This window comes from Mariprofundus micogutta, from assembly GCF_001895085.1.
In the GTDB taxonomy this organism is placed as follows: Bacteria; Pseudomonadota; Zetaproteobacteria; order Mariprofundales; family Mariprofundaceae; genus Mariprofundus; species Mariprofundus micogutta.
In genome coordinates, this window is the sequence record NZ_BDFD01000003.1 from 67,268 (window position 1) to 90,869 (window position 23,602).

A 23,602-nucleotide genomic window follows, 5' to 3' on the forward strand; every position below is an offset into this window, starting at 1 on the left:
TAACTGAAGATGAGGGATAGTCATAAGGCAGTTATCTATCAGCCTTCGACTTCGGCAGCTTGATCAGGGCAAAGACCTGATCACCGCGACGATCCAACATCACACGCAGCACATCACCGGGTTTAAACTGGCCGGCCATTTTGGAGAAGCTCGCCATATTTTTAATATCGCTACCATTGATACGGTAAATCACATCACCGCGCTGAAGACCTGCACGTGATGCAGGCAGGCCCTGCTGGATCTGTGAAACCACAACACCTTTTTTAACCCTTGTTTGCAGGCGTGCCGCCAGATCCGAGGTCAGATTTTCGAGCACCATACCAAGCCGCACCTTGCTCACACCAGAGCTGCTGTTGCCGTTCTGAGCAGTCTGCTCATCCGGCATCGCCTCAACCTTCACGGTGATCACTTTGGCTTTACCATCACGGATAATACCGATCTTCACCTTATCTCCAGGTGCGTGACGCGCCACTTTGATCGGCAGATCATGCGCCTTACGAATCGGTGTACCATCGATAGAAACAATTACATCACCGGCGCGGATACCAGCCTTGTCAGCTGCCGATCCGGCTTCAACCTGCGGCACCAGTGCACCATCACGTGATTTCAGACCCAGCGCTTTGGCTGTCTCCTTGTTGATATCAGCAATATGCACTCCCAGACGGGCGCGTGTCACATGTCCTTTCTCTTTCAACTCATCAAGAATCGGCTTGGCCAGATTAATCGGAATCGCAAAACCGATACCATTATTACCGCCGCTGCGCGAATAAATGGCCGTGTTGATACCGACCACTTCGCCTCTGGTATTGAATAGTGGACCACCGGAGTTACCCGGATTAATCGCTGCATCGGTCTGAATGAAATCATCGTACGGACCTGAGCCGATCACACGTCCCTTCGCCGATACAATACCTGCAGTCACTGTCTGGGACAGACCGAACGGATTACCGATTGCAACTGCCCAGTCACCTACACGCAAGGCTTCGGAGTTGCCTATTTTCACCTTTTTCAAACCCTTGGCTTTGATCTTCAGCAAGGCCACATCAAGTTTTGAATCCGCGCCAATAACTTTTGCTTCATGTTCTGTGCCGTCACGCATCTTCACGATCACTTCATCAGCACCATCAACCACATGGTTATTGGTTACCACATAGCCATCAGCTGAAATAATGAAGCCGGTACCAAGAGAGTGTTTCTCCTGCTGCTGTTGAGGCATGTTGCGCAAAAAATCATTAAAGAAATCGTTGAATGGTGAACCCTGCGGAAGCTGCATTCCCGGAGGCATGCCTTGCATTCTCTGTTTCGCATGCTGGGTGGTGCTTATATTTACTACCGAATCAGCCTGTTCAGCCGCCAGATCTGCAAAACTCTCCGGCATCGCATGAGCGGAAGAAACCCACATCACTGCTGCCACAAACATTGGAACCATGACTCTAAAATAACTCAATCTGCACTCCTTGAAATGTAGTCAGGCCGCTTTTTAAGCAACCAAGATGAATAAAAGATGAAAATGATGTGTTAAAATCGAAATTGTTGTTAGCCGACCAGTGATTCAGCCTGCCGAATTACCTTGACCATTCTGATATCCAGACTGGTTTTCTTGCCTAAAGGCGAGACCATCTGCCAGGCAAATGTGACAATCACAGCTGCCAAACCCGCAACAGCGGCCAACAGCTCAGCATGTGGCAAGCCTTGCTGCAGGGCAAACGAGCGCATAGCCAGCCCGACAAACACAAAGGCCAGCATGGGTAATGCATACAGCTTAAATGAGACTTTCAGTAGCAGACTATCAGGCACTTCAAGCAACACCTGATCACCCACAGCAGCTGAAACACTGTTATTCACCTTCAACTCAATGGCGCGCTCAATCCATGATCCCATGGTTGAGCAGGAGGTTTTTCCAGCACAACCACCACATGCGGATGCTCTTTGTCCACGCACAAGCGCCTGATTTCCTTCCACTGCGATGACTTCAACCTGCTGTTCCATATCACTCCGATACTCGCATTCTTTCACACGATCCACTGCTTCGTCAGAAGAAGCATGGCGCATATTACACTAATCTGATCTCGTCGCGCCATCCCCTGAGTATTTCAAATGGTTTCTAATCAACATTATACGGCTAGAGTTCGCTACACATGGATCAATACAGATTGAAAACTGACTATCTGATTATCGGCAGTGGTGCCGCAGGATTACTTGCGGCCAACAGACTGGCACAGCACGGTAAAGTCATACTGGTGAACAAGGGTAGCTTTCAGGACTCAAGCACATGGTATGCTCAGGGTGGCATTGCAGGTGTGCTTTCCGATTCCGATTCCACCGAATCACATGTGCTGGACACCATCAGATGCGGAGCCGGCTTGTGCCATGAAGATGTGGTGGAGGCCATTGTCAATCGGGGCAATGCCATCATTCATGAACTTGTTGAGATCGGCACACAGTTTGATCGGAAGGATGGTGAACTGCACCTGACTCAGGAGGGAGGGCATAGCAACCGTCGCGTTGCCCATGCTCAGGATGCCACCGGCAAAGCCATCAGCAACGCCCTTCTATCACGCATAAAACCACACCCGAACATTATGCGACTGGAGCAACATACCGCCATTGACCTGGTCACATCCAGTCGCCTTGGTCGCACAGATACAAACCGCTGCCTTGGCGCATACGTCCTTTCCCCTGAAGGAAAAGTCCTCACCATTGAAGCTGGCCATACCATTCTGGCCACAGGGGGGGCTGGCAAAGTATATCTCTACACCTCCAATCCGCATGCCTCCACCGGCGACGGCATTGCCATGGCCTGGCGTGCAGGCTGTGCTGTGATGAATCTTGAGTTTATTCAGTTTCACCCGACCTGCCTGTTCCACCGTCAGGGTTCCAATATGCTGCTTTCTGAAGCTCTGCGCGGTGAAGGCGCGCATCTGGTAGACAAACAGGGCAGGCGCTTTGTGTTTGATTATGATGAACGCGGCGAACTGGCTCCGCGTGATATTGTCGCCCGGGCCATTGACCATGAAATGAAAAAACAGGGCGCAGACTGCATGTATCTGGATGCCCGGCCCATGGGTGAGGATCTGATCCTGGATCATTTCCCCAATACCCATGCCCGCCTGCAACAGCTCTGCTTAAACATGCTGAATGAACCCATCCCTATCGTGCCTGCAGCGCACTATGTTTGCGGGGGCATTCAAACCGACGTACATGGGAAAACCGAGCTTGAGGGGCTGCATGCCATTGGTGAAACTGCCTGTACGGGCCTGCATGGTGCCAACAGACTGGCCAGCAACTCGTTGCTGGAGTGTCTGGTCATGGCCGACTACTGCGCCAAGGATATCCTCAGGGAACATGTGCCGGATTCACCGCCCATTCCGTCATGGGATGACAGCGGCATTGTACCGGAAACAGAACGCATCCAGATTAAATTAAACTGGGATGAGATTCGCGCCACGATGGCGCATTATGTCGGCATTGTACGATCCGATGACAGGCTGCGTATGGCCCGCCGTCGCCTGCGCGTTATCCGGGAAGAGATTGCCTCTTATTACTGGAAACATCCGGTCAGTCAGGACCTGCTTGAATTGCGTAATCTGGCGCAGGTATCCGAGTTGATTATTCAGAGCGCCCAGCAGCGCAAAGAATCGCGCGGTTTACACTTTTCCACCGACCACTCGCAAACTGACAAACTAGCCAGTGACACCATATTAAGGCCGGATGAGCCATGAAAGACTGTCTGATCGCCTGTATCCGGGGGCGGGTACAAGGCGTTGGCTTCCGTTATCATACTCAGGCTCAGGCCAATCGCCTGAACATCTCAGGCTGGGTGCGCAATTGTCCGGATGGTAGTGTCGAAGCCTGCATCTGCGGTAACCCGACTCAAATCGCCTCTATGCAACAGTGGTTAAAGCAGGGGCCGGATTTCGCAGTTGTCGATCATATTGAATTTTCTGCTGGTCATTTGCCCGATAACTGCAATGATTTTCGCATTCGTTATATTACCTAACTATTTCTCCTGGAGATTGAATGGATTTCAGCGCTCAACAGAACTTTGATCATGATCAGCAGGCCGGCGTCGGCATTCTGCTGACCAACCTCGGCACGCCTGATGCACCGACCAGGCAAGCATTGCGTACTTATCTGAAGGAGTTTCTCTGGGATCCGCGTGTGGTGGAAGAGCCACGCTGGAAATGGTGGCTGATTCTCAATGGCATCATTCTCAATACACGTCCGGCCAAATCGGCAGCGGCCTACAAAGAGGTCTGGAGTGACGAAGGATCGCCTTTGCTGGCTATCGGCAAAAAACAGTGCGCCAAGCTGCAGCAGGTTTTACAGAAAAAGTGCGGTGATAAGCTGCATGTTGAGCTTGCCATGCGCTATGGCAATCCATCCATTAAGACAGGGCTTGAAAGTTTGCGCCGGAAGAACTGCCGCAAAATCATCGTTCTGCCGCTCTATCCGCAATATTCAGCTACCACTACCGGCTCAACATTTGATGCCGTGAGCGATGCCTTGAAAACATGGCGGCGCGTGCCTGAACTTTGTATGATCGATGCATATCATGATCATCCAGCCTATATCGCAGCTCTGAGTGATAGTATTAAACAATACTGGCAGGAGCACGGGGAAGCTGAACGTCTACTGATGAGCTTCCACGGCATTCCCGAATCCTATTTCCAGGCAGGTGACCCCTACCCCTGCCATTGCCGCAAAACAGCCCGGCTGGTACGCGAAAACCTGGGACTGGATGAAGAGCAGGCACAACTGGCATTCCAGTCACGTTTCGGCAAAGACCCCTGGGTTCAACCTTATACAGATGAAACCCTGAAGGCGTGGGGTAAATCAGGTCCGGCCACGGTGGATGTAGTCTGCCCCGGCTTCGCTGCAGATTGTCTGGAAACCATTGAAGAGATCGGCATTGAAAACCGCGACTATTTTCTTGAAGCCGGTGGCACAAGATACCGCTACATACCAGCCCTGAATGATAGTAATGCGCATATCGATGCCCTCGCACAGGTGGTTTTACAGCGTCTTTAGCCAGACCATCGCACAGCACCCTATGTTTACAGCACATAGGTATCTTTCACCGCAGAGTACGCAAAGTCTCGCAGAGCAAACACTTACATTTTAGTATGTTAGGTTTTTATTGTGTTGACCCCACTATAGCGATCCGATGCATACCTCTACTTTTGCCAGCCGGGTCTTTGACTTCCTTTGCAAAACTTTGCGGTAAATGCTTTTAATACGGCTGATCTGCGTTACCAGCTATCAGCTTGCCCCTTGAAAGGGATTACACCCGGCTTAGCGGTACTCCGGTTTTTCAATCGTGATGTTTGCAGCCGCTTCCACTTCTCCGTACCACTGCTGCAGGCGCTGATGTTGCAATACGCTGATAATTTCAACACGTACCTCATCAAGCGATTTCAGAGCCGCCTCACGTTTACCCAGTAGCTCTATCACGTGCCAGCCGAACTTGGTCCTGACTGGCCTGCTCAAACCATGTTTTTTCAATTCGAATACCGCATCATCAAAAGCTTTCACCATCACACCACGTGGAAACCAGTTCAGATCCCCACCCCGAGATTTATTGCTGTCATCCAGCGACTGACTCGCCGCCAGCGCAGTAAAGGATGCTCTGTTTTTGCGTAGTTTCTTTAACAGATCCCAAGCCTGTTTTTCTGTTCGCACAAGAATATGACGCGCATGCACCTGTTCTGGCACAGTAAATTCATCCAGATGCTTTTTATAATAAACCTGAATCTCAGCATCCTGGATTTTCTTCATATTCACCAGTTGCCACTCTTTGGCCGCATCAATCAGGATTTGACGACGCACCGATTCGATACGTTGCTGAATGGCAGGGTCCAGATCCAGCCCCAATTGTCTGGCCTTTTGACTGATGGCCTGCCTGTGAACAAGCGAACGCAATATATGACCTCGTGCTTTAGGATCATCACGATACTGGTACATGGTATCCGGCATATTGGCCATTTCGACATCAATATCCGACTCATGAATAGCAACACCGCCAACCCTGGCTACTACCGGGCTGAGGTTTGCATCCTGCTGCAGGGATTCATCCTGCTGCTGGCAGGCAGCCAGTAGGCCCAGAAATATAAGCAGCAGAAATCTCATTCATTCACCTCTTGTCCATCGTGGATAGCAGTGCCCTGTCCCGTAGAAGAACACGCTATCAGAGTCATCCCAAAACACCAAAGCAAGGCGCGACCCGCAGGCAATGGCATGCCCTTGGCAAGGGACGTAACACCGCATTGGTGCTTTGGGGTGGCTCCCTTCGGGCGAATACTGGCGGGCGTTCGGCTGTGTTGCACTCGTTTGAATTGGCTTCGGCCAGTCCTACTCATCGTGCGCCTTGCCGCACATCCCGCCAGCATTCGCTGATAGTGCGCTCTTCTATGGGATAGGACACTAGGGTAGCGTCGCCCCTCTGCACAACCAAGCCTTGATCGTGCGTTATTTCTATGTGGGAGAATAACAGATGTCACCTGTAGTTATGGCAGTCACCGTACTCTGCCTCTATTTAATTTTTTTCCGCTTTTATGCCAAGCGTATTCTCGCCAGGAAAGTCTTTGAACTGGATGATGTCAACGAAACCCCTGCTCATGCGCTACGCGATGATGTCGATTATGTGCCTGCCAATAAATATATCCTCTTCGGCCATCACTATGCCTCCATTGCCGGTCTTGCCCCCATGCTGGGGCCTGCGATTGCCGTCATCTGGGGCTGGGTACCGGCACTGTGCTGGGTGGTATTCGGCACGCTTCTGGTCGGCGCCGTTCATGATTTCTCAGCCCTCGTGCTCTCCATTCGTCATAAAGGGCAGAGTGTCGGAACCATTGCCCGCGATGTGATCAGTCCACGTACACGCCTGCTCTTTCTGCTGGTGATATTTTTCCTCGTAGCTCTGGCCATGGGTGTATTTGTACTGGTGATTTCGGGCCTCTTTGCTGCACCCGATGCAGCCAACATCCCTTCGACTTCACATCCGGAAGCAGTATTCCCTACCTACTCACTGATGCTCATTGCCATGGTTATCGGATTTATGGTTTATAAAAAGAACATGCCGTTATGGCCCATGATCGGGCTCGGCTTCGTACTGATGCTGACCACAACATATCTCGGCCTGGAAATGCCTGTCACCGGATTCACCGCTGGCGACTGGACCTGGACACTGCTCATCTATGCCTTTGTCGCCAGCATACTACCTGTCTGGTTGCTACTGCAGCCGCGTGACTTCCTGAATTCACTACTACTTTATCTGGCACTGTTTGCCATGATGGCTGGTTTCTTCGTGCTCTCACCTGACTGGGTCGCACCTGCGATCAATCCGAACCCTGTTGGAGCACCGCCGTTGATGCCGTTCCTGTTCATCGTCATTGCCTGCGGTGCAGTCTCCGGCTTCCATGGGCTGGTTGCTTCAGGCACGACTTCGAAACAGCTGAACAAAGAATCCGATGCGCCCTTTGTCGGTTATGTCGGCATGATCGGTGAATCACTGCTAGCTCTGCTGGCAGTGCTTGCCACAACAGCAGGTGCATTTTCATCACGTGCCGAATGGGAATCATTTTACGGCTCATGGGACAAAGCTGCGGGTCTGCACCAGAAACTCGGCGTATTCATTCAGGGCAATGCCAACTTCATCCATCAACTCGGCGTACCACTCGATTACGCTGCGGCGTTCATCTCTGTTGTTGTCGTGGGCTTTGCCATGACCTCGGTTGATACCGGCGCACGCCTGTTGCGCTTCAATCTGGAAGAGATCGGTCAGACGATTGGTGTAAAAGCGCTCGGCAACCGTTATATCGCCACCTTCCTTGCTGTTGCAGCCATCGGTTTCTTCGCCTTCTTCAAGGTCGACGGTAAACCGGCAGGCCTGTTCCTCTGGACCCTGTTCGGCACCACCAACCAGATTCTCGCAGCACTGACCTTGCTGACCGTCACGATCTATCTGTATCGCAAGAAAAAACCGATCCTCTACACCCTGCTGCCGATGCTACTCGTTCTCGGCGCCACCATCGCCGGCATGGTCATGGGCATTTTCGGCGCCATCGCAAAAGAGCAGTGGATCGTCGCCTCAGTGGGCTCAGCCATCTTCCTGCTCGCCAGCTGGGTACTGGTCGAAGCGATGCTGGTAGTCAAAAAAGTAAAACTGGAGCGGGGCGGAGACCAAACCTCCGGCTAACTGCGACCATTCGTTCGAGTCCTGCATGGCTCCCCAAACAAAGCTCGAACGAATAATCAGAGCCCCCCAGAAGTAACTGCAGTGAATTCGTTCACTTTGTATCTTTTGTTGACCTGATTGTGTTGATCGACAGGTGCAATAATCGGACTCGGCCGCTATGCTCGCGGGATGCGCTTTGCTCCATTTGCCCACCTGCATAACCACTCGGATTTCTCCCTGTTAGGATCTACCCTCAGGGTGGGTGATATGCTGAAAAGGGCGGCAGAGCTTAAGCAGCCGGCCATCGCACTGACCGATTACGGTAACCTCTTTGGTGCCATCGAGTTCTATTCCAAAGCCATGCAAATGGGTATTAAACCTATTCTGGGCTGTGAAGTTTACCTCTGCGACGATCATAACGTGCGAATCTCCGAAGGACCGCGCGGACCAAATTTTCCGCAACTGGTACTGCTGGCCCGCAATAATCACGGCTGGCGAAATCTGTTGAAACTCATATCCGTCTCCTACATGGAGGGCTTTTACTACAAACCGCGTGTCGGCAAACCATATCTGGCTGAACATGCCGACGGTATCATTGCACTCTCTTCCGGCCTGAATGGTGAAGTGGAACAACTGCTACAAAAAGGCGATAGACAAGGTGCCAAAGCTGCAGCACTTGCCTATAAAAACATGTTCCACGAACACTGCTTTTTTCTAGAGCTGCAGCGCCACGGCTCTAATGGTCAGGAAGAGTTAAACCGTCAGGTCATTGAGCTGGCACATGAGTTGGATATTCCATTGGTAGCCAGTAATAACGCGCACTTTCTCGATCGTGACGACTTCAACTCATTTGAAGCTTTATTGGCTCTGCAGCAGAACCGTACTCTCAATGATGAAGTATCAGGTCATTTTACACCGGAATATTATCTCAAGTCGTATGAGGAGATGGAAGAGCTGTTCTCCGATATCCCCGAAGCACTGGAAAACACCATACACATTGCCAATCGTTGTAATGTGGACCTCCGCTTTGGAAACTATCAGTTGCCGGATTTTGTGCCGCCGGATGATATGGAACTCAATGCCTACATGCGTTCACAGGCACGCGAAGGCCTCGACCTGCGCTGGCCGGCGATTCTGGCTGGCTGCCCCGATGCAAATCGTGAGGAGTATGATAAACGGCTTGAATTTGAACTCGATATTATTGAAGGCATGGGTTTCCCCGGTTACTTCCTCATCGTATCAGAGTTCATCCTGTGGGCTAAAAATCATGATATCCCTGTCGGCCCCGGCCGTGGTTCCGGTGCAGGTTCTCTGGTGGCCTACTGCCAGAAGATCACCGATCTCGATCCGATCAAATACGGCTTACTGTTCGAACGATTCCTGAACCCTGAACGTGTATCGATGCCCGATTTCGATATCGATTTCTGCATGAGCCGCCGTGAAGAGGTAATTCGCTATGTCACCGAGAAATACGGTGAAGAGAAAGTTGCCCAGATTATTACCTTCGGCAAGATGAAGGCCAAAGCCGTGGTCCGCGATGTCGGTCGCGTACTGGGTATGGAACTCTCCAAGGTCAATCTGATTGCCAAACTGATCCCCAACGATCTGAAAATGACGCTGCAAAAAGCGCTGGTAGAAGAGCCGAAACTGGCCAAAATGATTGATGATGACCCCGAGGTCGCCCGCCTGTTTGAACTGGCCGATCGTCTCGAAGGTTGCCACCGTAATGCAGGTAAACATGCCGCCGGTGTGATTATCGGACGTCAGGATCTGGATGAATCAGCACCACTGTTCAAAGTGGCTGGCGAAGAGGGAAAAGTTGTTCAGTGGGATATGGGCAACAGCGAGAAGATGGGCCTGATCAAGTTCGACTTCCTCGGTCTGAAAACACTGACCGTGATTCATATTGCCTGCCAGCTGATCAAGAAATACGACAGCAGCCCTGAAGCTCAGGCTCTCAATATCGACACCATCCCGATGGATGACGAAGCCACATTCAAGCTGATGCAGCGCGGCCAGACCGGCGCGGTATTCCAGGTGGAATCATCCGGCATGCGTGATCTGCTCACGCGTCTGAGACCTGACTGCTTTGAAGATATTATCGCACTCGTTGCGCTGTATCGTCCGGGGCCGCTGGAATCGGGCATGGTGGACACCTACATCGAGTGTAAACATGGCCGTCAGGAGATTGTTTATCTGCTGCCCCAGCTCAAACCGATTCTGCAGGAGACCAATGGGGTGATCCTGTATCAGGAGCAGGTGATGCAGATCGCCCAGGTACTGGCCGGTTACACGCTCGGTCAGGCCGATATGCTGCGTCGTGCAATGGGTAAAAAGAAACCCGAAGAGATGGCCAAGCAGCGTAAGATTTTCATGGAAGGTGCAGAAACACAGAAGGTCAACCATGACAAGGCTGAACAGATTTTCGATCTGATGGAGAAATTCGCCGGTTACGGATTCAACAAATCACACTCGGCTGCCTATGCGCTGATATCCTACCAGACCGCTTATCTGAAAACACATTACCCGCAGGCATTCATGGCCGCCACACTGACCTGTGATATGGGTAATACCGATAAGGTTGCCGCTCTGGTGACTGACTGCCGCAATATGGATATCGAGATGTTGCCACCGCATGTCAACGAATCGGACTGGGAATTCAAACCGGAAAAGGATGGCATCCGCTACGGTCTTGGCGCCATCAAAGGTGTCGGTGAAGCAGCCATCAAGGAGATGGTGAACGAACGTCGCGAAAATGGCGCCTTTGATAACTTTGAAGCGCTGATTATGCGATCTCAGGGGCGCACCCTGAACAAACGTGTTCTGGAAGCACTGATCAAAGCAGCTGCCCTCGAAGGCCTGGTTCCTCATCAGCGAGCTGCCCTTGAAGGCCTCACCGAAGTGGTGGAAATGCTTGGCCGTAAGCGCAAGGAGTATGCTTCCAACCAGTCAGCCCTGTTTGAAGTCGCCGAACCTGAAGCCGGTGAAGGTGGTTTCCCTGATGTTGCGCCGTGGAATCCGGGTGAAATTCTGCAGGCTGAAAAAGAGGTCCTGGGCTTTTATCTGACAGGCCACCCTCTGGAAGCATTCCTGAACCGCACCAGTGGCCTTGGCGACTGCAACCTGACCGAACTGGCTGATCGTGAGCAGGACAGTCAGATCGTCATTCCGGTCGGTGTTTCGAGCATCCGACCGTATAACGGGCGCAGTGGAACTATGGCGTTTGTGCAAGTGGAAGACCTGCATGGACAGTCTGAAATGATCTGCTTTGCCAAGCTGTACGCCGAGGTCTCTGAACTGCTGCACGGCGATGCACCCATCCTGGTCGCCGCCAGAGTGGACAAGTCAAAAGATGACCCGGTATTGATAGCTGAGGCAATCGCATCACTGGATGGAATACTACCCGAACTGGTGCATGAAATTCAGATTACTGCTGCCAGCATTGCCTGGGATGAAATGACACTGGCAAGGTTAAAATCCATGGCCAGCGGGGGCGACGCAAGGCTCTCATTCCATGTACGCCTTCCAGACGCTAGTCTTGCGAAATTGATCACCGGCCCATGCATCAGCTGGAATGATGCTACCAAGGCACAACTGGATGCCAGATTTGGACCGGATGCTGTACGCCTGCGCTGCAAACCATGGCAACCACCGCGCAAACAGCAGGCACGTCGTGGATAAACGAGGAGATTGAAGTGGCTTATAGTTATTTGGAATTTGAACGTCCGATCGCAGAACTAACCTCAAAGATTGAAGAGTTGTCCGGCATGGGCAAAAGCTCAGGCATGAATATCGCTGAAGAGGTCGAAAAGCTGAATGAAAAACGGTCCAAGTTGATCGAGCAGACCTACAGCAAGGCAACACGCGCTCAGGTCTGTCAGCTATCGCGTCATCCTGACCGCCCGTATATTCTGGATTATATCCCACACATGTTTGATGATTTTCAGGAACTGCATGGTGACCGTGCATTCGCTGACGATGGTGCCATTGTAGGCGGCATTGCAAACTTCCGCGGCAAAAGTGTTATGGTGATCGGCCACCAGAAAGGCCGCGACACCAAAGAAAAATTGAAACGTAATTTCGGCATGCCAAGGCCTGAAGGATACCGCAAAGCACTGCGTCTGCTCAAACTGGCCGAACGCTTTGAAATCCCGGTTCTTACCTTCATCGATACAGCCGGTGCATGGCCCGGCATCGATGCTGAAGAACGCGGCCAGAGTGAAGCGATAGCCCGCAACCTGCAGGAACTGGCAGCACTTACAGTACCGGTAATCTGTACTGTAATCGGTGAAGGAGGGTCCGGTGGGGCATTGGCTATCGGAGTAGGAGATCGCATGTATATGCAGCAGTTCTCCACATATTCGGTAATCTCTCCTGAAGGCTGTGCAGCCATTCTCTGGCGTGACCGTGCGCATGCTGATGAAGCAGCAGAAGCTCTGAAACCAACAGCTGAAGACCTGCAGGAACTTGGCCTGATCGATGGCATCATTGCCGAGCCTCTGGAGGGAGCACACCGCAATGTCGAAGATGCGGCGGAACTGATCTCCGACACCCTGGAAAAAACACTGAATGAGTTGCTGGCTCTGCCTGTGGATCAACTGCTCGCCCAGCGCGCCGAGCGCCTCCGTAATCTGGGCCAGTACGGCGGCTAATCCTGCTATATTACCCTGAACAAGCAGCTTCAGGCACTTGTTCTGGGTAATACATGCGTTGATGCTCAAAACAGTTACCAACACCTTGCAAAATCAGGACAAAAAAAAGCACCCCGCCGAAGCGAGGTGCTTTAAAGTCTTACTTAGACGGTTTACTGTGGGTAAACGTTACGAGCCTGTGGGCCCTTCTGTCCGCCTTCTACTTTAAACTCAACCTTTGTTTTCTGAAAACAGCTCACTCTTTAGAAAAACAGTTGCCCAAAAATGCTCTTGATAACCATAGGCTTTTAATTTTACAGCTTCTCTTAAATGCCTTTTTGAACCTTCGGCATCCCCACCAATCCACAATGCCAAGGCAGTATAGAAATGAGCCTCTACCTTCTGAAAGGTCCCATTCGCATCTCTAACCAAAGCCATCTCATCTCTATTCGCATCTGTTAAATAATCATTGATTTTTTTGATCCATGGATCAGTGGAAGCTCCTTCGCTGATCGGTTCAAAAGCCTCTTCCATCTTCATCATATTAACAAAGCGTGGTGACTTTTTGCCATAAACGTCATGTACCCACTGTGCAATCCATTTAAGTTTGGGTGAATCGGTTTTTTTCACGACTTTCACATACTCAGTATATGCTCTTTTCCAATCGCCTTTCAAAACATTTGCAGCAGCAAAACGGCTTTTTCTAGCAGGTGATTTAGCTGCACTTGAAACAGGATGAGAAAGAAATTTAACGTCCACCTCACGACTGACTTTCATCAATGCCACCGCCTCATCTCCTTTGCCGAGATAGATAAGGGCATCCGTCAATGCCGCAGGGTGGAGCAAAATACCATCAAATATCATCCGAGCCTTGGCTTTCTGCGAAACCTCCATAGCTAGAGGAAATAACCCAAGTCTGACATATATCTGGCCCAACAGATTCAACGCATAAAGGTTACTTCCATGATTTGGAACTATTGCCACTGCCTTGGCCAAATGCCTTGCAGCCTTACCTAAAACTTCAGTCTCTTCATAAACATAGGTATTTTTTTCTGCAATGATATTATATAACTCTCCGGCCTGATAGAGAGCACTGCCATTATCTTTATCAAGCTCTAACGCCATCAAAGCTGCATCTAGAGCAAGGAATTCACGGTGTTCATTTTGCTGATGTACAGAAAGAATATACCAAGCAAGAACAGACTTAGGTTGCTGCCTGATCGCCTGTCTTAAAAGATTCAGTTTTTCTTCAGACGTTGCTGGTTCTGTAAACAGGCTCGGCCTGTCCCGCTGAAATGCATCGAGAATATCAAGCATCACTGGAGGATGAACAACCTCCTTCGCTTTTTGATGCAAAAGAGAAAACTCCTTCTCCAGAGCTTGTTTATTAAAGTCCTTTTCTCCGACGAGGTGGTATAGAAGCCTATAGTATTCAACTTGCAGATTAACATTGTCAGGCATCTGAGAACGAGCATCCCTCAATATTTTTTCTGCTTTTTTCAGCGTACTACTACTGCCACTCTCTAAGCCACGACGAACCTCAGTACGCCCTTTCTCCCAGAGTTCTATTGCAGAGTCAGACCCTGCTTTTGCGTAAGCGGTTACAGGCAATGAATTGATAGAGAAAAATGCCAGTGCCAGAAAAATAGAATATAATCTCATCGGGTACACGTCACTTACGGGGTATAACCTAGTGTGGTTGCTTGAGTGAATGACTTGGTAGATTCGCTAATCATCGCATTGTAGCCCTGAGCAACCCCAAGGATATACCAAGCTTGTCCATTTTCTTTATCTAACTCGACAACAGCAGTAGCAATTCTCAGGGCCTCTTCGAACTGCCCCTGCTTAATATAATGACGGGCGAGTTTTAGTTTAGACTCTTCTCCCCCCTCACCCTCACTTTTCGCTTTCAATTCGGCCAATGAATTATTCTTCTCATTTTCGTCATATGCGATAAGCCAACTCCCGCTATTTTTATGCAGGTTTTCAATTGCATAGTAATATTTTTTGTACCCTTTAGGGGATAGAGAAAGAGCTTTCTGCTTAAATTCCATAAATATGGAATACTCTTTTTCCCTTTTTTCACCTCTCTGGGTCACAACATAATAATCGTTATCCACAAACCCGCCTGAGTGTACAACCACAGGAAATCGTCTTTTTTTATCATGGAAATTAGCCTTGATCTGAAGGGTATGAGGCTGCTTGTCCAGCCAGTCATTTTCCCTTGATGCCGGAAGCGGAAGGACCCCCCGGGCATTGAACATACGATAAACTTGGGAAATGGCTACAGAAGGAAATATTTCTTTTTTTCCATTTTCTGATTTGAGATTAAATTCAGCCTTAATGGCGATCGGCTTCCATAGATCATTATGATGAAGCACTTCGGCGTCCACTTTCACATCACCTTTTTCAAGGGTAAAAAGCCCAGAAACCATTCTATTTAAATTCGTTTTACGGTTGTGATCTCTTAACCACCAGTCACGTAAATACTGTTCATATTCCCCAGAGAGAAAAGTATTCATCACAACATTTAAACTGCCATTTTTATTGGTGGTAAAATCTATTTCCAGCCTTGCGAGATTCTCATATAAATCATCTTGCTGAATGGTCGTTAATTTGCCTCCGTGACCATTAAGAACAAACACAGGCTGATCAAGCAGACTGTTATATATACCGGGGAAAAGACCTCGATCAGAGGTTGTATCCATCCATCTCGTGTTGTGTCCATCATCTGCCTGGGGAATATGTACAATCATATGATCGAAACTTAAATGGACCATATCCATATCAGGCTGGCCAACACGTCTGGTGGCAATCAGTGCAGGATAGGCATCTATACCAAGTTCCCTCAACAGCGAAACTGCCAATATAGTCTGATCTTTACAGTCGCCATACTGTTTTTGAATAATTTCATCAGCAATATGCGGCTCATATCCACCACGCCCCAGATGGGCATAAACATAACGGATATTTTGCTGCAAATATGCATATACAGCTCTGATCTTCTTATCCCTGCTGTCACCGGGGCGAGCAATCTTCTTAGCAAGTTTTGAAACCGCAGAAGTTGACTGAAATTTGTCTCGGACAAGGTTCCAGGACCATGAATCAACATCCATCCATTGCTTGCTGGTCGACACTCGGATTCTTTTTCTCAACGTATCAAAATCAGGCATATTCCCTTCAATCGAAATTGCAGGCAACCTATCCCAACTCCACATGTGTACTTGTCTGTTGGCTTTATTAGCAACATCGTAATCCGTTTTGCCCGGACCAAACTCTTTGATATGGATTTGCATCTGCTTAGGAAGGTTTAATTCGTATGACGCTTCACGCACTGGATCTGCCCTAAACCCATCCCCTCCAGCTGTAGGCTGAAACCAGTAGTTATCGGATCGATTGTAAAATAAATCAGGCATGGTCAACTTTTCACTTTGAATACGAAACTGAAATTCAATTATTGAACCAGGGCTAATATCAGGCAGTGAAAATGCCAACTCCGAGTCCTCAGAATAAAAATCCTGCCCGCTTTTATCGCGCCTCTGAATCGCGTCGCTAGCAACCGCTTTGATCACACCCTTATCGCTGAGAACATTGGCAAACTCAAGCTCAATATTGTTGTAATAATGATTATACGGAATCACGATACGGCCATAGTCTCTTGCAGCATCAAGATCATTGACCTGAATGGAGTAGTATTGCACCTCCTCCCAATGTTTGTCTTCGCGAACTATCACTTTTTGGATGGCATGGAGGACTTCGGCCCCATCTCCCCCGCCCCATAGACTGGACTGCTGTTTCAAGCTTGGTGCAAGGCTAGCTGCATACGCTGTTGAAGAGCACATAAGCAATAATATCGCCATTACCATACACCTATACGTGCTCATGAAATCAGCTACAGACTTAACCATAAAGCTTCCCCTCCGGATTTAGCCCGGCAAGCTTACTCAATTTTTAATTGATGTCTGTCCCCCAAATGGAGGACAAAAAAAAGCACCCCGCCGAGGCGAGGTGCTTTTAAATCTTACTTAGACGGTTTACTGTGGGTAAACGTTACGAGCCTGTGGGCCCTTCTGTCCGTCTTCTACTTCAAACTCAACCTTCTGACCTTCAACAAGTGACTTGAAGCCGTCACCCTGAATTGCAGAGAAGTGAACGAAAACGTCGTCGCCGCCGTCGTCCTGAGCGATAAAGCCGAAGCCTTTAGTGTCGTTAAACCATTTAACTGTTCCTGTAGCCATTTTGAAATGTACCTCTATTCTAAATATAATTATCTGCATTCATGCTTCAGACGAGAAATTTAGTGGCAAAATTCAAGGAACGAGCCCTACAATTGTCCATTAAAACCATCAATAATCATGTTCTGCGATGCGCACTGTATGTCAGTTAATAGCAATATGCCAGTAAAATTAAGCCAAAAATCAACTTTGTCTTCAATCTGTCACACTATCGATTTCCAAACAGTCTCTTTATGGCACTGTCTGGAAAATAAAAGAGCCCGGCCAATAGCCGGGCTCTTGAGTTACAAACTCAGTCAGCTGTTACTGAATATCCCGATCCGGAATAATCAGCATTTCAACACGACGGTTCAGCTGGCGTCCTGCTTCTGTCTCATTGGTTGCCCTTGGCTGAGACTCACCACGACCATCGGCAATGACCCTGTTTGAGCTGACACCGCGATCTGCCAGATACCAGGCTACTGACTGTGCACGTTTCACAGAGAGCTGCTGGTTATATTCAGCTGAACCGCGACTGTCGGTATGACCGGTCACCTTGATCGTTGTACGAGGATAACGACTCAGAATATCAGCCACTTTATCCAGTGTATTGTGGAATGCTGGTTTCAGCTGTGACGAGTTGTAATCAAAAGAAACCTCTGAGTTCATGGTGATCTTCAGATTCTCGTTCTGCAGACGTTCAATTTCGATCTGATTGGCACGGCGCTCTTCAGCCAGCACACGATTGAACTCAGCCTGCTGTTTGTCCATATAATAACCAACACCGGCACCCAATGCGCCACCGGCTGCACCACCAATCAATGCACCGCGTAATGCACCACCGGAACGGTCCTGCTGATGACCGATCACAGCACCGGCAATAGCACCGATAGCAGCACCAGCAGCAGCGCCCTGCTTGGTATTCTTATTTGGATCATCATTACTTATGCAACCAGTCAGGGTCAGTCCCAGCAGGGTTGCCAATATCATCATTCGTTTCATCTCTTTCCTCCGTCAAACAATCACATTCTCAATAACTATCGGCGATGCTTTCATCGTCTGTACTCGCAAGTATAGCAAAAAACACGATGCCATGCCTGTGTGGCGACTGCCATCATAAGTCGCTTCAAACTACAAACTATGACAAACATCACCAAGGGGAATTTACGCGCTATGCGTGCAACCAACGTTTTCCTCTATCTGGTTTTCATACAGCATGGCGACATGGATGAATCCAGTATCAGACTCGCTTTCTTTTTCACCATTCTTATCGGCATGGCTCTGTTAGAGCTGTTTGCCCCGCGCAAGCAGCTGACTCAGGGGCGCAAACGCTGGGGCGCCAACCTTGGCATTGTCATTCTGGATGCCGCGATCGTGCGTCTGCTGCTGCCTGCAGGTGCAACAGGCGCTGCCGTTTGGGCCGCCGGGCACCAGTTCGGAATACTGAACTGGCTGGAACTGCCTGCCCCCATCACCATCTTCGCTGCAGTTGTCCTGCTTGATCTGATTATATACGCACAACATCTACTGTTCCATGCGCTGCCCCTGTTATGGCGACTGCACATGGTTCACCATGCTGATCGAGATATTGATGTCACCACAGGGCTGCGTTTTCATCCCATCGAGATCATCATCTCACTACTGATAAAAATCAGCTGTGTTGTTTTGCTCGGTGCGCCGGTTATGGCGGTAATTATCTTTGAAGTTGTGCTCAACGGCATGGCTATGTTCAACCATGCCAATGTGAAATTACCCCGACGACTGGATGCACTGCTACGGCTGCTCCTGATTACCCCTGATGTGCACCGGATACATCATTCCATCATCAAACAAGAGACCAACAGTAACTACGGCTTCAATCTTTCGATATGGGATCGGCTGTTCGGCACCTACCGGGCCCAACCTGAAAAAGGACACGCTGCAATGCGTATCGGTCTGGAGCACCTGCAACAGGCGCCGACACATCAGCTGGGCTTCATGCTGCGCTTGCCGTTTCATCATCAGTTGGGCCAGTATCCGATCCTGCAACACAAAACCAACGATCAGGAGAACCCGCATGTGTGATGAAAAGGTCAATCGCTGTGAGTGTATCAACAAGACCTTTGAGCAGCTGAAAGAGTTTCCGGACTTTGAAACAGCTCAGGCCAAAACCGGCTGCGGACTGGAATGTGAAGGCTGTGTACCTTATCTGAAGTTGATGTTCGCAAGCGGCGAAACCGCATTTGATATTGAAGATGAGCGACTGAGCAGTTACCAATAGCTTATGGAAACGCAATCCGGCCACAATTTCTTAATCTCTGCCGCAGCCTTTGTGGTGGTCGTGGCCGGCATGCAGGCTGCAACCTCGATGCTGGTGCCATTCCTGCTTGCAGCCTTTATCGCCATCATCTGCCTGCCACCCCTGAAATGGCTGACGGATAGAAACATTTCAGCAGCCATTTCAGTTCTGATTATCACACTGGTACTGGTGTTGATTGGAAGCCTGCTGGGCGCTTTTGTCGGTGCATCGGTTGCCGAGTTCTCCAGTAATCTGCCGACCTATCAAGCGCGTCTGCATCAGCAGACTGCCGACCTGACCACCTGGCTTTCCAGCCTCGGCATCAACCTGAATACGCAACTGCTGCGTGAAAACCTCGATCCATCTGTTGCCATGGGCATGGCAGGCAACCTGTTATCGGGCCTGGGCAATGCGCTGACCAATACATTCCTCATTGTGCTGACCGTGATTTTTCTGCTGATTGAAGCGACAGCCCTGCCGCATAAATGGGCTGCAATGGGTGAATCAGCCCCCTCAACCGGGGCTTTTGAAAAGTTTTCCAGCACCGTCAGCTCTTATTTCGCCATCAAAACCTGGGTGAGTCTTGCAACCGGCACCTGCATCACTCTCTGGCTATCCCTGCTCGGTGTGGACCACGCGGTATTGTGGGGGCTCGTGGCATTCCTGTTTAATTTTGTTCCCAATATCGGTTCAATCATTGCCGCAGTGCCAGCCGTGCTGTTAGCGCTGGTTCAACTCGGGTTGGGTGATGCCGTATTAACCGGACTCGGTTTTATTGCTGTAAATCTTGTTATGGGCAATGTGATTGAACCGCGTTTTATGGGTAAAGGCGTTGGCCTTTCGACTCTGGTTGTGTTCCTGTCTCTGGTATTCTGGGGATGGGTTCTCGGTCCTGTCGGCATGTTATTATCAGTACCTTTGACGATGGTGGTAAAACTGGCTCTGGAAGAGCGTAAAGGCACAAAATGGATAGCGATTTTATTAGGCCCTGATATCAATCAGGAAGACATCGCTGAAATAAAAAAATAGCCACGAACACCCAGGGGCATTCGTGGCTATGTAGTTGCCATAAGACCCTAGAGCTTGACGGTCATACCGACATAAAACGAACGCCCCATACCCGGAACAGGGACACCCCAGGGTACAATGGTGCCCGACATGGTCTTGCCCTGCCCCAGATAAGCACCACCCAGCGGATCATTATAGAATTTATCGAGCAGGTTCTCAGCGCCTACATCAATGCGCACCTGTTCCCACTCATAACTGCTGCGCAGGTTAAGCAGACTGTACCCAGAAGTCGGAACCTCGTTTCTCACCTTCGAAACCTTCGTTTTGGCAGCGACCATCTCAACCTCAACAGTGTTAGTCCAGCCGCTCAGGCGGTGTGTAACCCCGATCCGGCCATTCAATGGCATGATATTATAGAGGTTATCGTTAGTCGCCATACTCTTGCCACGCACATAGTTCAGGATACCGCTGGCAGAGAGGCTTCCGAAGTCACTGCCTTCAACCAGAGAGAGCTTGCCGGACACATCAACGCCATGCATCTTGGCTGATTTATTGGCAAAGCGAAGATAAACAAAACCAGTCGTAGCAGCGTGGTTAGCTATGCGATTAGCATCAATATAGTCTTTGATATAGCTATAATACGGCGTCACCTTGACTCCCCATGCTTTCTTTTCAGCATCATGGAAATCGAACGTAGCACTAATGGTATGAGCAGTTTCATGCCTCAGGTTCAGGTTACCCACATAACCATTGCCGTCACCAGCCATATTGATCATGCGCATGGCCATGCCGAAGGTTGACCAGGTGTAACGCTCATAAAGATTCGGTGAGCGGGTTTTCATACCATAGCCAAACTCAATCGTCTGTGTGTTTGTCGGCGTGAAACGCACCAGCGCCGTCAGATCAATATTATTATCGGTTTTCTTGCGATTGGCGGCATTGAAGGCAACTGCATCAGCAGCATAGACAGCCATATTATTGTACCCTAGCACCGTGCCGGTATCCATCGTGACCTGTTCATAACGTACACCAAACTGCGTCAGCCAGTCCGAATTCCATTCGGACTCCCATTCACTGAAAAGAGCCAGACGGTCACGTTTCCCGCCATTGATATTCCAGAAGGTATTAGGTGCCATCATTCTACCGGATGGGTCCCACCAATCATCCAACCGATACTGCTGGGTCTCACCACCCACCCTGAGCAGGGAGCCTGCTGAAAGTGGGATATTGGCTTTGATGCTACCACCGATGTTCAGCCCTTCTGTATCCATAGGCATACCCGCAGCACAGCCCATCATGCCTGCAGAAGGTGTGCAGGGAACGCCGTCATTTGGAGCCATTGGCATAGGGTTTCCATACCAGAACAGCTTATCTTCACCGAATTGCATGGCGTGTTTGGTATTTTCATAATAGGCGCGTGCTTCCAACTCGCCCCAGTTGTATTGCCCCTCATAACGCAGGTTAGCCTGCTTACTGTCATTTCCGGTCATATCCATGCGCTGATTTGACCAGCCTTGATAAGGGATATCCTGCAGCCCCAGCTTCACATCAAACTGATGGTTACCATTAAGTACAGCCATTGCGATCGATTGATTGGTCGACTTGTACATGCTTGAACCAACTTCATCAGCAGCCAGCCAGCCCCGACCTGCCGCTGCAAGTCCGGCCGGTTTAAAGTCACCGCCAGCTTTGTAATCTTTGCCTTTGGCCGTTGAGCCACGATAGCTCAAGCTCACATTTTCACTGGCCACTGTCGCGGCCACATTGCCACCCTGAACATTGCCATTGCTGCGATAGAATGCGCCAATCTCACCCTTGCTTAGAATTCCCTCTCCGGGTTTGGCAAATTCCACTTCTTCGGAATCAACCAGAATAGTACCGCCGATGCTATCACCACCAATGCTGACAGGTGTAATGCCGGCAAAGACCGCTGCACTGCCGACATTGCTCGGATCCACATAGGAGAGAGCTGGATTCATGTGGTTACCACAAGCAGAAATCAGATCCATACCATCAACCTTGATTCGCAGACGATCATCAGCAAGACCTCGAATCACAGGTAAACTGGAAACAGCGCCCCCACCCTGAAGGTTGAGGCCTGGAATATTCTTCAGCAAGCTGGCTGAGTCACTGGTTGCCGGTGCCAGAGATTTCAGCTCTTTCTGAGGAATAATTTCACAATGCGGCGCCTGCGTATCGGTCACAGCTGAGCCGGTTACATCGATGACAGGAAGCCCTGTATCTTCCGCCAGAGCAACACCGTGGCTGGAAGCTGCAATCAATGCCGCCAGAAATGCCTGCCGATAATATATATTCATGGTTTGTCCCCTCGCCTGATATTTAAAAAAGGCCTCTCAAAAGTGTAGGTGGGGGCGAAGAGTAGTGACGAAAGAGATTTTAATAATAGGGCAAATTGTCGCAGGTGATTGTTGCCCGCTCAGACAGGCAACTCCGAGGGCAATGATCCGGCTACGGCTCAAGCAAGCCGGAATGGAAAAAGCTAAAGTCCCGCAGATAGCTAGCCTGTGTTCTTGTCGCCTTTTAATAGTTTGTCCAGCCCGGCGAACCCCTTGTAGGTTGTCATTTCGGGTTCATCACGTTTGATATCACCCTGAGCATCCGCTTCAAGGTAACGCTGATGCTCATTATCATGACAGTAGGTACAGAGTAGTTCCCAGTTGCTGCCATCGGGTGGGTTATTACTGTGGTTGTGGTCTTTATGATGAACTGTCAATTCGCGTAATTGTTTGCCTGCAAAATCACGCCCACAACGACCGCATACCCAGGGGAATAATTTTAAGGCCTGCTCTCGATATGAGCCCCGGCTATCACTCATCTGGCGACTCTTTATCTTCAATCCATTCCACCGCCGCCTCATAATCTTCATAATGAAAGTGTTTGAGCTCTGCACGAATGAAGTGGGCAGAGATACGAGGAAAGATCGTCAGCACTGCAGCATCAGACACAATGGCTACTTTTTTGATAAACTTGTGATGATCCCTGACAAAACGTAAATGACTGAGCAGGCCGGCAAAGCTATCCCAGCCGGGAAATGATTCGGCATGGATAATCAAGCCGGGAAGATCACCATCTTTCTCAATCACGGCATCCACCCGCCTGGCAACCTTTTTGAAATCATCCTCTGATAACGGGCCACAGGGCCGCACTGTGAGAATTAAATTCTGCATATTCAGATCAAAATCAATCATAGGTGACCTCCATGGCTCTGAAACATCGGGCACACTTTAGTATAGACCTGTCAGAGTATGATTGCAGGCATCATTCCGTCTGAATC

19 protein-coding genes are annotated in these 23,602 nt (G+C 49.7%); 9 read left to right on the forward strand and 10 right to left on the reverse strand.

Annotation, left to right across the window (positions count from 1 at the left end; translation table 11 throughout):
- Nucleotides 1–31: 31 nt before the first annotated feature.
- Nucleotides 32–1,447, reverse strand: coding sequence for a DegQ family serine endoprotease (locus MMIC_RS02645; RefSeq protein ID WP_227819318.1), 1,416 nt, complete (start codon nucleotides 1,445–1,447; stop codon nucleotides 32–34).
- An 89-nt stretch (nucleotides 1,448–1,536) separates the two neighbouring features.
- Nucleotides 1,537–2,052 (reverse strand): SoxR reducing system RseC family protein, encoded by a 516-nt coding sequence (locus MMIC_RS02650; protein WP_227819319.1) that lies wholly within the window; start codon nucleotides 2,050–2,052, stop codon nucleotides 1,537–1,539.
- Nucleotides 2,053–2,138: 86 nt separating this feature from the next.
- Between MMIC_RS02650 and nadB the strand changes: the two genes are divergently transcribed.
- Genes nadB through hemH form a run of 3 tightly spaced genes read left to right on the forward strand, consistent with a single transcriptional unit; the run spans nucleotide 2,139 to nucleotide 5,031 of the window.
- On the forward strand, nucleotides 2,139–3,722 hold the full coding sequence (gene nadB, locus MMIC_RS02655) for an L-aspartate oxidase (RefSeq protein ID WP_072658782.1): 1,584 nt from the start codon (nucleotides 2,139–2,141) through the stop codon (nucleotides 3,720–3,722).
- Nucleotides 3,719–4,000 (forward strand): acylphosphatase, encoded by a 282-nt coding sequence (gene yccX / locus MMIC_RS02660; protein ID WP_072658783.1) that lies wholly within the window; start codon nucleotides 3,719–3,721, stop codon nucleotides 3,998–4,000. The genes nadB and yccX overlap by 4 nt, the downstream gene beginning before the upstream one ends.
- A 20-nt stretch (nucleotides 4,001–4,020) precedes the next feature.
- On the forward strand, nucleotides 4,021–5,031 hold the full coding sequence (hemH, locus tag MMIC_RS02665) for a ferrochelatase (protein WP_072658785.1): 1,011 nt from the start codon (nucleotides 4,021–4,023) through the stop codon (nucleotides 5,029–5,031).
- A 264-nt stretch (nucleotides 5,032–5,295) separates the two neighbouring features.
- Here hemH and MMIC_RS02670 read toward each other — a convergent pair whose 3' ends face one another.
- A complete protein-coding gene (locus MMIC_RS02670; protein WP_072658786.1) occupies nucleotides 5,296–6,129 on the reverse strand; it encodes a peptidylprolyl isomerase in 834 nt (277 codons plus the stop codon).
- A gap of 364 nt (nucleotides 6,130–6,493) precedes the next feature.
- On the opposite strand from MMIC_RS02670, the gene MMIC_RS02675 reads away from it, so the two are divergent.
- The 3 genes from MMIC_RS02675 to MMIC_RS02685 all read left to right on the forward strand — a co-directional run bounded on the left by MMIC_RS02675 (nucleotide 6,494) and on the right by MMIC_RS02685 (nucleotide 12,828).
- Nucleotides 6,494–8,197 (forward strand): carbon starvation CstA family protein, encoded by a 1,704-nt coding sequence (locus MMIC_RS02675; RefSeq protein WP_072658788.1) that lies wholly within the window; start codon nucleotides 6,494–6,496, stop codon nucleotides 8,195–8,197.
- Between the two features lie 168 nt (nucleotides 8,198–8,365).
- Nucleotides 8,366–11,857 carry a DNA polymerase III subunit alpha gene (dnaE, locus tag MMIC_RS02680; RefSeq protein ID WP_072658790.1) on the forward strand — a complete coding sequence of 1,164 codons (3,492 nt, stop codon included), beginning with the start codon at nucleotides 8,366–8,368 and terminating at the stop codon, nucleotides 11,855–11,857.
- Between the two features lie 14 nt (nucleotides 11,858–11,871).
- Nucleotides 11,872–12,828, forward strand: a complete 957-nt coding sequence (locus MMIC_RS02685; RefSeq protein ID WP_072658791.1) for an acetyl-CoA carboxylase carboxyltransferase subunit alpha — start codon at nucleotides 11,872–11,874, stop codon at nucleotides 12,826–12,828.
- 210 nt (nucleotides 12,829–13,038) lie between these two features.
- Here the strand turns inward: MMIC_RS02685 and MMIC_RS02690 are convergent, their stop codons facing one another.
- From MMIC_RS02690 to MMIC_RS02705, 4 genes are all read right to left on the reverse strand, one after another.
- Entirely contained in the window at nucleotides 13,039–14,469 is a 1,431-nt protein-coding gene (locus tag MMIC_RS02690) for a hypothetical protein (RefSeq protein ID WP_072658793.1), read from the reverse strand.
- Between the two features lie 14 nt (nucleotides 14,470–14,483).
- The gene (locus tag MMIC_RS02695; protein WP_171966440.1) at nucleotides 14,484–16,667 is read right to left on the reverse strand and encodes a DUF3857 domain-containing protein; all 2,184 of its coding nucleotides are present in this window, start codon (nucleotides 16,665–16,667) and stop codon (nucleotides 14,484–14,486) included.
- A gap of 174 nt (nucleotides 16,668–16,841) precedes the next feature.
- Entirely contained in the window at nucleotides 16,842–17,045 is a 204-nt protein-coding gene (gene cspE, locus MMIC_RS02700; protein ID WP_072658974.1) for a transcription antiterminator/RNA stability regulator CspE, read from the reverse strand.
- Between the two features lie 300 nt (nucleotides 17,046–17,345).
- Entirely contained in the window at nucleotides 17,346–18,023 is a 678-nt protein-coding gene (locus MMIC_RS02705; RefSeq protein ID WP_072658796.1) for a YiaD family glycine zipper/OmpA-like lipoprotein, read from the reverse strand.
- Nucleotides 18,024–18,245: 222 nt separating this feature from the next.
- Between MMIC_RS02705 and MMIC_RS02710 the strand changes: the two genes are divergently transcribed.
- Genes MMIC_RS02710 through MMIC_RS02720 form a run of 3 tightly spaced genes read left to right on the forward strand, consistent with a single transcriptional unit; the run spans nucleotide 18,246 to nucleotide 20,328 of the window.
- Nucleotides 18,246–19,085 (forward strand): sterol desaturase family protein, encoded by an 840-nt coding sequence (locus MMIC_RS02710; protein WP_171966444.1) that lies wholly within the window; start codon nucleotides 18,246–18,248, stop codon nucleotides 19,083–19,085.
- A complete protein-coding gene (locus MMIC_RS02715; protein ID WP_072658799.1) occupies nucleotides 19,078–19,281 on the forward strand; it encodes a hypothetical protein in 204 nt (67 codons plus the stop codon). Before MMIC_RS02710 ends, MMIC_RS02715 begins: the two co-directional genes overlap by 8 nt.
- A gap of 3 nt (nucleotides 19,282–19,284) precedes the next feature.
- Nucleotides 19,285–20,328 carry an AI-2E family transporter gene (locus MMIC_RS02720; RefSeq protein ID WP_072658800.1) on the forward strand — a complete coding sequence of 348 codons (1,044 nt, stop codon included), beginning with the start codon at nucleotides 19,285–19,287 and terminating at the stop codon, nucleotides 20,326–20,328.
- 47 nt (nucleotides 20,329–20,375) lie between these two features.
- Here the strand turns inward: MMIC_RS02720 and MMIC_RS02725 are convergent, their stop codons facing one another.
- The 3 genes from MMIC_RS02725 to MMIC_RS02735 form a co-directional block, all read right to left on the reverse strand.
- Complete coding sequence (locus MMIC_RS02725) at nucleotides 20,376–22,625, reverse strand: TonB-dependent receptor (RefSeq protein ID WP_072658801.1); 2,250 nt, start codon at nucleotides 22,623–22,625, stop codon at nucleotides 20,376–20,378.
- A 200-nt stretch (nucleotides 22,626–22,825) separates the two neighbouring features.
- Entirely contained in the window at nucleotides 22,826–23,143 is a 318-nt protein-coding gene (locus tag MMIC_RS02730) for a YajD family HNH nuclease (RefSeq protein WP_265331361.1), read from the reverse strand.
- A complete protein-coding gene (locus tag MMIC_RS02735; RefSeq protein WP_072658805.1) occupies nucleotides 23,136–23,516 on the reverse strand; it encodes a SpoIIAA family protein in 381 nt (126 codons plus the stop codon). Before MMIC_RS02735 ends, MMIC_RS02730 begins: the two co-directional genes overlap by 8 nt.
- Nucleotides 23,517–23,602: the final 86 nt, after the last annotated feature.